General features: G+C 32.7%; 7 protein-coding genes and 1 pseudogene. All 8 read left to right on the top strand.

What is annotated here, in order from left to right; all coding sequences use genetic code 11:
• Positions 1 to 334 (top strand): annotated as a pseudogene (locus KPL55_RS17615) (ABC transporter permease); the annotation flags it as partial.
• A 72-nt stretch (positions 335 to 406) separates the two neighbouring features.
• Complete coding sequence (locus KPL55_RS17610) at positions 407 to 1,954, top strand: extracellular solute-binding protein (protein WP_216308057.1); 1,548 nt, start codon at positions 407 to 409, stop codon at positions 1,952 to 1,954.
• Between the two features lie 140 nt (positions 1,955 to 2,094).
• Positions 2,095 to 4,197 carry a glycoside hydrolase family 52 protein gene (locus KPL55_RS17605; protein ID WP_216308056.1) on the top strand — a complete coding sequence of 701 codons (2,103 nt, stop codon included), beginning with the start codon at positions 2,095 to 2,097 and terminating at the stop codon, positions 4,195 to 4,197.
• A 120-nt stretch (positions 4,198 to 4,317) separates the two neighbouring features.
• Positions 4,318 to 6,072, top strand: coding sequence for a sensor histidine kinase (locus KPL55_RS17600; protein WP_216308055.1), 1,755 nt, complete (start codon positions 4,318 to 4,320; stop codon positions 6,070 to 6,072).
• Positions 6,062 to 7,729: a response regulator transcription factor gene (locus tag KPL55_RS17595; protein WP_216308054.1), complete on the top strand. Its 1,668-nt coding sequence runs from the start codon at positions 6,062 to 6,064 to the stop codon at positions 7,727 to 7,729. The genes KPL55_RS17600 and KPL55_RS17595 overlap by 11 nt, the downstream gene beginning before the upstream one ends.
• A gap of 225 nt (positions 7,730 to 7,954) precedes the next feature.
• Positions 7,955 to 9,643, top strand: coding sequence for a type 2 periplasmic-binding domain-containing protein (locus KPL55_RS17590; protein ID WP_216308053.1), 1,689 nt, complete (start codon positions 7,955 to 7,957; stop codon positions 9,641 to 9,643).
• Positions 9,644 to 9,769: 126 nt separating this feature from the next.
• Complete coding sequence (locus tag KPL55_RS17585) at positions 9,770 to 10,669, top strand: ABC transporter permease (protein ID WP_216308059.1); 900 nt, start codon at positions 9,770 to 9,772, stop codon at positions 10,667 to 10,669.
• A 41-nt stretch (positions 10,670 to 10,710) separates the two neighbouring features.
• Positions 10,711 to 11,592 (top strand): carbohydrate ABC transporter permease, encoded by an 882-nt coding sequence (locus KPL55_RS17580; RefSeq protein ID WP_216308052.1) that lies wholly within the window; start codon positions 10,711 to 10,713, stop codon positions 11,590 to 11,592.
• The last annotated feature ends 2 nt before the right edge of the window (positions 11,593 to 11,594 follow it).

Raw genomic sequence — 11,594 nt, 5'->3', positions numbered from 1 at the left:
TCAAGTTTTTTCTAGAGTAATATTACCATTATCATTGCCTGCAATGGCTACTTTTGGACTGTTCTTCGCAGTGACTTACTGGAATACATTTTTTAATGCTATTTTATATATTAATGACTTTAAAAAATGGCCACTGCAAATTGTATTAAATGTGCTTTTAGTTGATACTTCATCACAAGGGGCTGGAAATCCAGATGCGGCAGCACAGATTGTAAATCCACAATCATTAAAAATGGCAGCAATAATAATTGCTACTGTACCAATAATGTGTGTTTATCCGTTCTTACAAAAGCACTTCACAAAAGGAGTAATGCTTGGGTCCGTTAAGGGATAAAAGATGAAAATAGTTTTTATCGGTTTAATCGTTAAAATAGATATTAATAAAATAATAAGGGGGATTACTAAAATGAACAGAAATACTAAATTTTTAAAAAGAACAATTTCAATTATGGTTATGACAACAATTACATTATCACTTTTGGCAGGCTGTGGAACCAAGAAAGTAGAAGTGGTTGACGGAGGAAAAGAGGAAGCAACTCCAATTTCTATCATGAGTGTATTTTGGGAAGTAGGTCCTATTCCTAATGATAATGTTATTGTAAAGGAATTTGAAAAGAGGACTAATACTAAATTAGATATTACTTGGGTTCCAGGTACTAATTACAATGAAAAACTTAGTGTTACTCTTGCATCTGGGGATATTCCAGATATGACTTTGGATTTAGAAACATATAACGCTCAATGGAGAAGTATGACAGCCCAAGGTGCGTTCTGGGAAGTAGGAAAGTACTATAAAGATTATAAAAACTTGGCTGCACTACCAGAAAATATTTGGGAAAATACAAAATTACCTGATGGTAAAAATTACATGATGCCAAGACCACGACCACTTGATGGTCAATCATCAGGACAAATAAGTATACGTAAAGATTGGTTAGATAATCTTGGGTTAAAGTCACCTGAAACAATGGATGATCTGTATACAGTAATGAAGGCATTTACTAATGGCGATCCAGATAAAAATGGTAAAAAAGATACTGTTGGCTTTGCTGGTTATGTAAGTGATGGTAATTTAGGTTCTTTAAAAGAAGTTGTATCTATATTTAATGGTGCTAGCGATGCTGGGTTTAAACTTGATAAAGATGGAAAAATTATTCATATGTGGACTGATACTAGTACTAGAGATGCCCTTATTTGGTTAAAAAAAGCATATTCTGAAGGAATAATTCATAAAGATATTGCTGTTTTAAAACCAGAGCAAGAAGGCGAACTTATAATGGCAAGCAAAGTTGGTATAAACTTTAATCCAATGCAAAAAACAACGGTGTACGATGAAACAATAAAGAAAACTGTTCCTAATGCGGAAACTGTTCCTTTAGTAGCTTTAGCTGCTAATAATGGTAAATATGTAGCCAAGAATCAAGGTTCTTTTGGAGGATTTGTTATTCCTAAAACTGTTAAAGAGGATAAAATGAAGAAGATAATGGAGTTTTATGACTTCTGTGTAAGTAACGAGGGATGGGAACTAGCTAAACACGGTGTAGAAGGTGTACATTTTAATAAGACAGGAGATAAATATACTGCTTTGCCTCAGGCAAAGACAGATCTTGTTGCAACTATGGCAAATATATCTCAAAAATATGACAAATATCAAACTGCAAGTATATTAGGTACAACTTCTGAACAATTAGAAAGAAACAAAAAAATTATAGATGAAAAAGCAAAAATTAGTATATCAAGTCCTATTACTGGGTTATCTTCGGACACTGAGTCAAAAGTTGGAGCAGATTACAACAAAAAATATGTTGAGACATTTATGAAGGTAATGCTTGGGGCTGAGCCAATAACAACATGGGATGCTTATGTTGCTAAATTAAAGACTGATGCAGATTATTTAAAATGGAACAAAGAAATATCAGATGCTTATAATAAGAAGATGTCAGTAGCTAAATAATAATACTTAGATAATTATATTAGTGTAGTTTAAATTTTTATAATATTACAAAAACGTTGAATTGGCATGTTCGACGTTTTTGTACTTTATTATGGGCAATTTAGTCTAAGTATTTTATCAAACAAGGAGGCAGGTATTAAATGGATAACACTTTTTTTAATGCACACCATTCACCAATAGGAGCATTTGCTAGCTTTACATTGGGATTTAAGGGTGCTAAAGGCGGAGTTGGCTTAGAACTAAGGCAATCAGCAGATCAAAATATATTTATTGGGCTTGAAGATGTAGAGCCAGGCTATTATAATGCGTTACCATTTTTTAAAGGTGGCGATGACGAGTCAAAACTTTACGATTTAGAAAAAGATGAGAAGCTAGAAAGCAGACCAGTCATAGTTCCATATGAGGATAAAGAGATAACTAGAAAATTAAATTTGGGTGATGATACTTGGAAAGCAGGGGATCTAACCTTCACAATTTACTCGCCTGCTTGCCCTGTGCCAAATCCTGAAAATGCAAGTAGTGATTCAATTAAAAAAGCTATAGTGCCAGCTGTATTTGTGGAAATAACAGTTGATAATACAAAATGTAAAAGAATTAGAAGAGCTTTTTTTGGCTTTGAACCAAATGATATTTATACATCAATGTATCAGTTAGATCATGTTACTGAAGGTAAGATAGCAGGTGTAGGGCGAGGAACGATGAATGCAATAGCATCTAAGGATTGTGGCGTAAAATCAGCATTGGGTTTTAGTATGGAATCAATCTTGAATGAAAAAGTAGAAGAAAATTGGAATTTTGCTTTAGGACCAACCGGCGCTTTAATAATGGATGTAGCAGCAGGTGTTAAACGTACCTATAAATTCGCGGTATGTTTCTATCGCCAGGGAATAGTAACAACTGGAATGAATACTAAATACTATTACACGAAGTATTTTAAAGATATAATTGATGTGGCAGATTATTCACTTGCTAATTTTGATGAAATTACTGAAAAATGCATTAGTGCCAATGATTTGTTAGATACCTCAGAACTATCAAAGAATCAAAAGTTTATGATGATTCACTCTATAAGAAGCTATTATGGAAGTACAGAATTATTAGAGCATGAGGGAAAACCTTTTTGGATAGTTAACGAAGGCGAGTACAGAATGATGAATACTTTTGACTTAACAGTAGATCAACTTTTTTATGAAATAAAGATGAACCCGTGGACAGTAAAAAATGAACTTGATATGTTCGTTAACTCCTACAGCTATTATGATAGTGTAAGATTTCCAGGTGAGGAAAAAGAATATCCAGGAGGCATAAGCTTTACACATGATATGGGAAGGGCAAATGCATTAGCCAGAAAAGGACACTCTGCTTATGAGAAATGTGGAATAGATGGATGCTTTTCACACATGACGCAAGAACAGTTAGTTAATTGGATATGTTGTGCATCTGTTTATTTAGAGGCTACAAAAGATGAAAAATGGCTAAAAGAGAAATTAAATGTTTTTGTTGATTGTTTCCAAAGTATGATAAATAGAGATCATCCAGAATCTGAAAAGAGAACCGGAATTATGAAGCTGGATAGTAGTCGGGTAATGGGAGGATCAGAAATAACTACTTACGATAGCTTAGATGCATCTCTAGGACAAGCGCGAAACAATATATATCTTGCAGGAAAATGCTGGGCTGCATACGTTGCACTTGAAAAGATATTTAGGGAGCAAAATATGATTGAGTTGTCGCAGCAAGCATTAGGACAATCTATAAGATGTTCAGATACACTTGCTAGTCATATGACATCAGAAGGATATATACCAGCAGTACTAGAAGGCGATAATAGTTCTAGGATAATACCTGCAATAGAAGGGTTAGTATTCCCTTATTTTTCAGGATGCAAGGATGCCCTTGATGAGGATGGAAGATATAGTAACTATATAAAGGCATTAAAGCAGCATCTTAGTAACATTTTAGTTCCTGGAGTATGTTTAACTGAAGATGGTGGATGGAAGTTATCTTCAACAAGTAATAACACATGGCTTAGTAAAGTCTATTTGTGCCAGTTTATATCTAGAAAAATACTTGGATTAAACTTAAAGGACCAATCTGATGTAGCAGATACTGCACATGTAAAATGGTTGCTTCATAATAAACAAAGCTATTGGTGCTGGAGCGATCAAATTGTTTCAGGATTTCCTACCGGTAGTAAGTATTATCCAAGAGGAGTTACAAGTATTTTGTGGCTTGAAGAGTAATTTTTGTTTAAACTTTGATTCAAATAAAAGATATAAAACTTCAAATTCTAATTTAGAGTTTGAAGTTTTTATTATAACAGATAGTGTTAACACTATCCACAATATGTGAGGGGCAAGAATATGAAAAAAAAACTAGTGTATGTTAAGAATTCAATATTTGCGAAACTGGTTTTAACTTTTATGCTGATAATGATTCCAGTTTTCATATTGGGTATAAGTATATATTATTGGGCTGTTAACACTGTAAAGGAGGAAATAGCAAAAAATTCATCAGCTCAGGTATCTTATTATATAGAAAACCTGAATAAGGAGATTGAGAGAATCAAAATCCTTCAATTTGACGCTCTCACAGACAATAACCTAAATGACCTTGTAATAAAAGGGGAAATAATTCAACCCTATGAAAGGTACGGATATATGCAGGGTGTATTTCCAAGGCTTCAGGCTATAAAAAATAGCAGTGTATACATAAAACATGTAAGAGCTCATGTTTATTCTATTGGAAAGACATATACTGAAAACTTTAGTGAAGAGGAGATCGATTTAGATAGGTACGAAACCTTTAAAAAAGCGAGATTCAGTAAAACTAAATTTTTTTACTTAAATAACAAATTATATCTTAATACTGCATTTTCAGAAAAGGTATTAAATAAACAGCCTTTTTTCGCTATAGAGATAGAGCTAGATGAGACAGCCATAAAGGATGCGCTTAGCCAGTTTAATAGTTTTAGCGATGAGGGAGCATTTCTTCTAGATCTTGATCAGAAATTTACCATACAAAGTGCTGATAATAAAGAAATTTTGGACAAGTGTAAAGAATTTGTTACATCTCATTATAATGTAAGCACCGTTGCGACGAATACAATTACTTTACATAAAAGAAACTATTTTGTAACCTATTGTTATTCTGATAAATTAAACTTGAGTTTAATCGCTTTTATGTCTCAGGACAGGGTATTCAAACCCCTAATAAAGTATAAATTGTGGGCTAGTATTCTATTAATTACATCGCTGATACTAATTGCTTTGTACTGCATGTATACCTTTAGGCTAATAAAAAAGCCAATGGAGAAGCTTGTAAATGCTTTTAGAACTGTAGAAAATGGTGATTTAAGTGTAAGAGTTGAACATAGTTCTAGTGATGAGTTCAAGTATCTTTATGGTAGATACAATGCAATGGTTGATAATTTGCAAACCCTTATTGATCAAGTTTATAAGCAAAAGATATTAGCACAGAATGCGCAACTAAAACAGCTTCAGGCTCAGATAAATCCACACTTTTTGTTTAATAGCTTTTTTATTCTTCAAAGAATGGTAAAAGGGGGAGAACAGTATAACGCTATAAGGTTTTGTAGTCAGCTAGGAAAATACTTCCGATTTATAACTCGAAGTGCCTCCGATGAAGTTCCTTTACTTAAGGAGGTAGAGCATGCAAAAAGTTATACGGATATCCAAGTTATGAGATTTTGTAACAGAATTTCAGTACAGTTTGATGAACTACCAGATAAGTATAATGAAATCCTTGTACCTAGACTTATACTACAGCCTTTTATTGAGAATGCTTTTGAATATGGGTTAGAAGATAAGGTATCAAATGGATTACTGACAGTTAAATTTAGTGAATTTGAAGAAGTGTTAATTGTATCTATAGAGGATAATGGTTGTGGTATACAAGAAGAAAAGCTTAAGAAGCTCCAAAGTGATTTGTATGAGAGTGAAGTAGCAATTGAAACTACTGGAATAATAAATATTCACCGTAGGTTACAACTTAAATTTAGCAGCGCAAGTGGAGTGAACATATCGAAAAGTGATATGGGAGGTATAAAGGTTGCTATAAGGATAGATTTACCGAAAGGGGTTAGTGATGATGTATAGATTATTAATTGTTGATGATGAACCACAGATTGTGAATTGGCTTGTAGAACTTTTTAGAGATTTAGACCATTTAGATCTTGAAGTTTTTAAGGCATATTCCGCGCCAGAGGCATTGGAAATTATGAATGAAACAAGAATGGACATAGTATTGTCGGATATAAGAATGCCTGGAATGAATGGACTTAAGTTATTGGAGAAAGTTAGATATAGCTGGCCAGAATGTAGAGTGATTTTCCTTACTGGGTACAATGAATTTGACTATGTTTATACTGCAATTAAGTACGAGGGTGTGAGCTATCTCTTGAAAACTGAGGAAGACGAAGAAATTATTAAAGCAGTTGAAAAGTCAATTTCTGATATTGAGAAAAACTTAATAAAAGAAGAATTAGTTAAGAAGGCAAAGATGCAGATAGAAATAGCAGGTCCATTGCTTGTGAAAGAATATATATATAGACTCTTACAGGGAGAAATCGAAGATATTAATTTGACTAAACTGAGGTTTTCAGAACTTAAGATCCCATTAAATGAAGAGAAACCTGTTACTATTTTGCTGGGATGCTTCGATGACCTATCAAAAGGAATAACTACTACAAAAAGGATGGAGAATTATATGACTGCAAAACTTATAGTAGAGGAGCTTGTTTCAAAGTTTTTAAAGGGTGTAAATATTGTGTATGAGGGGTGTTATTTATGCTTTATTCTGCAACCAGTAAATATCTGTAACTCTGATAATGAGGAAGATCTGTGGAAAAAGAGTTTGTTGTTCTTAAAAGAAACATTAGAATCTATACAAGCATCATGTAGAGAAACAATAAAAATGTCTATTTCGTTTGCAGTTAGTAGTAAAAGTGTTAATTGGAATGATTTAGCGCCAAAATTTGATGAGATGAAAATTCTTCTCAATACCAGAGCAACGATGCTGCCTGAGGCAATTATAAAGTCAGAGAGTTCAGAGGAGTATTTTATAATTAAAAACAAAAGTGACATTAGAAAAGTTAGATTAGGTTTAAAGAGGCTCAAAATACTTGATTCTGCATTGGAACGTGGTGACAAGGAAGAAGCACATAATATTCTATCGGGATTAATGAAGTATTTAAGTGCAGAGGTAATAACAAAAGATAGTATTGCATTAGAGATATACTATTCGGTTACATTGGTGTTACTTTCCTATATAAATAGACTTAATTTAACAAAGGCGTTAGAGCATTCAATTGAGCTTTGGAAATTGACAAACTCAGATAGTCATTGCTCATGGCCGGAAGCTGCTAAGTATATAGAAAATGTAGTTGATGTTATATTCATTTTTCATGAGGATGAACAGGTGCATAGGGCTGATGATGCAATAATTAGGATTATAGACTTTATTAATGAACATATAGATGAAGATCTTTCATTGGTTAGTCTTGCAGAAAGGTCATATTTCAATCCATCTTACCTCTCCAGATTATTCAAACAAATAAAAGGTAGTAATATCACAGAATACATTATTGAAGTAAGGGTGGATAAAGCTAAGAAGTATCTTTGTGATTATAATAGAAAAATACATGACATTGGTAACAGCGTAGGATATGAATCACCACAATCTTTTACTAGGTTTTTCAAGAAAGCAACGGGGATAACTCCTCAGGAGTATAGAGATTCTATTTTTAATAACTAATAGCTACCACTAATAATGGTAACCTTTACAAAAGGTAAAGAGTTGTTAACAAAGTAAAAAGAAGAATATAGAACAACTGGTTAGGAGGATATATAATTAAGACATTAAGAGGCCTTTATAATAAAGTTAATACTTAAATGGTAACGTTTATAATTACAAACAAGAAAAGGATGACTTTAAATTGTTATGTATCAAAATTTAAGAAAAATATGAGGGGGAGCTTTTGTGAAAAAATCGAAAATAAAACTAATTACAAGTGTATTACTAACTGCAGTAATGGTATCTTCTTTCACAGGTTGTAATAAAAATAAGACAGGTGAAACTTCATCTAAATCACAAACTAACCAGAAAATTGACCCAACTGGTAAATATGAACCTGGAATAACAATAAATGTTGCATACATGGTTGATAGTGGGAAAATTTACCCAGCAGGTCAATCATTAGAAGACAATGTATGGACAAGGCTATACAAGGATAAATTGGGAATTACGTTAAAGACTGCATGGACAGCAACTCTAGACCAATTTCCAGCAAAAATGAGTGTTGCAATAGCCTCAAATACTATGCCAGATATTTACAACGCATCGGGTAATACTATTGATCAAATTATAGTTCAGGATTTATATACAGATCTAAATGATGTATATAGCAAGTATGCATCACCTATGACTAAGGAGATATTAGAAAAAAATGGTGGGATAGCACTAAATTCATCTAAAACTAAGGGCAAACTATTTGCGCTTCCAACTGGTGGTGCTAATGTATATCAAAATGCACCATTATTATGGTTAAGAAGCGACTGGTTAAAAAATGTAGGCCTCTCAGCACCTAAGACTTATGCTGAGATGGAAACTGTTATGGATGCTTTTACAAATAAAGATCCAGACAAAAATGGTAAAAATGATACAACTGCTATGGTAGTTCAAAAGGACTTATTTCAGACGCTTGGAATTGATAACGTTTTTCTAGGAAATCATGCATATGCAGGTTCATGGGTGAAAGATTCTTCAGGTAAGCTAGTTTGGGGTGGAATTCAACCAGAAATGAAGAAGGCATTAGCTAAGGCACAAGAATACTACAAAAAAAATTACATTCCAAAAGAATTTATCACGATGGATTACGGTGCTAGTGGACCAGAATATATAAATTCTGGAAAGGCTGGTATGGCTGGAGGCGCATATTATTTATCTACTTGGCCAATAAATATGGATAAAACTATTGATGCAGATTGGGTTTCAGTTCCATTACCTTCAGTAGACGGGCAACCTGTTAAATATCCTTACAGCGTAGGAAAAGGCACTCAAGTTGTAACAAAAGACTTTAAGTATCCTGAAGCTATAATTAAAATGGCTAATTTATATACTGAAAAATGTTATGGGAAAAGCGATGCAGATTACAAAATGTACAATCAGGATACGGTTAAAATGAAGGATAAAGATGGGAAAGAGATTGATAAAACTATTGACTTTAAAGGATATGCATTAGTAAAGGTAAATAATGGAGATAATGATTTAAATATATTTGAAAATGTACAAGAAGCTTTTAAATCAAAGGATACATCAAAACTCACTGTTGGTGAAAAAATAAAATATGATGACGTTAAAAAGGCATTAGATAATCCAACAGACAAAAAGGCTAATGCTCTTGCCTATAGTTTTAAACCTGAGGGATCACTCTCTATATATGAGAATACTAAAAAGAATAAATTAGAACTTCAAAATGGTTTTTATGGCCTTTCAACTGAAACAATGACGGCTAAAGGTTCATCTCTAAATAAAATGCAAACAGAGATGATTACAAAAATTATACTTGGTCAATCTGTTGATTCTTTTGATAAATTCGTAAAAGACTGGAAAAAGCTAGGCGGAGATCAAATGACTAAAGAGGTAAATGAGTGGAATACAAGTAAGTAAATCTATAACTTAAATTTAGGAACTACAGTTGGAGAGTAAATTCTCTTCAACTGAGTTATATAAGCGGGGAGGATAGCTATGGACAAAGTAATTTCTATAGATAAGATGGTAATTAAACCTAAAAAAATGACAAAAGTTAAGTTCAGAAACCAACTATATTTACATTTAATGATGTTGCCGGCGGTTATATTGCTTATAATATTTCATTATATTCCCATGGCAGGAGTATTGATAGCTTTTGAAAAATACTATCCAAGAACAGGGATATTTGGATCAGAGTGGATTTGGTTTGATAATTTTAAGTACATGATGAATATGCCAGAAATTTATTCAGTAATAAGAAATACATTATTTATTGCGGTTATGAAAATAGTAGCTGGATTAGTGTTTTCATTAGGTTTCTCTCTTTTGCTAAATGAAATTGGTAGCAAGATAACAAAAAAAAGTGTTCAGACTTTGGTATTCTTGCCCCATTTTTTATCTTGGGTAATCGTAGGAGGTATTGTTATTGATACTTTTTCACCTTCAACGGGAATTATAAATGATATTATTAAATCGCTAGGGTTTGATCCGATTTTCTTCTTGGGAGATGCTAAATGGTTCCCATATACTATGGTTATAACAGATGTATGGAAAGGTTTTGGCTTTGGAGCGATAATATACCTTGCTGCGTTAACAGGTATAGATCACTCTCTATATGAATCTGCAATGATAGATGGAGCTGGGAGACTTAAGCAAACAATTCATGTTACTCTTCCTGGAATAATGCCAATAGTTGTGCTTATGAGCGTATTAAGTATTGGCAATGTTCTTAACGCAGGGTTTGAACAAATATTTTTGTTATATAATCCAGCGGTGTATAGTTCAGGCGATATAATTGATACTCTTGTTTATAGAGTAGGGTTAGTTGATTTTCAATATGGAGTTTCAACAGCTGTAGGATTATTTAAATCTTTAGTTTCAATTATTTTGATAACAATATCATATAAATTAGCTGATAAATATGCAGGTTATAGTGTTTTTTAAAAATGAGTGTGATAAATCTATAAAAGAGAAGGTGAAAAGTTGTGATAGATAATTCTTTATCTAGAAAAATATTTCAAACATTTAACTACACATTTATTATATTTTTAGCATTTATTTGTCTTTTCCCACTTCTTAATGTGTTAGCAGTATCTTTTAGCTCTGCAAATGCAGTTAGTGCCGGAGAGGTAAAGCTTTGGCCTAAAGAATTTACCTTAGACTCTTATAAATATATAATTAGTAATTCAGCATTTGGTTTAGCATTTATGGTTTCTGTTAAAAGACTAATAATTGGTGCATCACTACAAATGCTTATTACTATTTTGGTTGCCTATCCAATGTCATTGAATGACAATGAATTTAAAGGTAAAGCATTTTACAGATGGATGCTTATTGTAACAATGCTTTTCAGTGGAGGACTAATACCTACATATATGCTTATTAGTAAACTACATATGGTAGATACTATTTGGGCATTGGTAATTCCGAATGCTGTTCCAGTGTTTAATATAATACTACTTATGAACTTTTTTAAAGGGTTACCAAAGGAAATAAGTGAAGCTGCATTTATAGATGGAGCAGATCATCTTAAAGTTCTATGGGATATAATCTTGCCATTATCAAAACCATGTTTAGCAACTATTTTATTGTTTTGTATGGTAGGACATTGGAATAGTTGGTTTGATGGGCTTATTTACATGAATACAGCTGATCATTATCCATTGCAGAGCTATTTACAGACGAAAATTATGACTGTTGATCTCTCTTTAATAACTTCAGAGCAAGTTGCGTCATTAAAGGCTGTATCTAACAGAACACAGAAAGCAGCACAAATATTTGTAGCAGTATTTCCTATATTATGTGTTTATCCATTTCTACAGAAGCATTTTACAAAGGGGCTTGTAATGGGTAGTGTTAAAGGTTAAAG

It is taken from the genome of Clostridium lacusfryxellense, assembly GCF_018861735.1.
Lineage (GTDB): Bacteria > Bacillota > Clostridia > Clostridiales > Clostridiaceae > Clostridium_AD > Clostridium_AD lacusfryxellense.
The sequence above is the reverse complement of the archived record's forward strand: the minus strand, read 5'-3'. Positions and strand labels throughout refer to the sequence as shown.

What these genes read in the sequence shown, in the direction of transcription:
- KPL55_RS17595 (WP_216308054.1), top strand. Translation starts at nt 6,062, where the DNA reads ATGATGTATAGATTATTAATTGTTGATGATGAACCACAGATTGTGAAT.
- KPL55_RS17605 (WP_216308056.1), top strand. Translation starts at nt 2,095, where the DNA reads ATGGATAACACTTTTTTTAATGCACACCATTCACCAATAGGAGCATTT.
- KPL55_RS17585 (WP_216308059.1), top strand. Translation starts at nt 9,770, where the DNA reads ATGACAAAAGTTAAGTTCAGAAACCAACTATATTTACATTTAATGATG.
- KPL55_RS17610 (WP_216308057.1), top strand. Translation starts at nt 407, where the DNA reads ATGAACAGAAATACTAAATTTTTAAAAAGAACAATTTCAATTATGGTT.
- KPL55_RS17600 (WP_216308055.1), top strand. Translation starts at nt 4,318, where the DNA reads ATGAAAAAAAAACTAGTGTATGTTAAGAATTCAATATTTGCGAAACTG.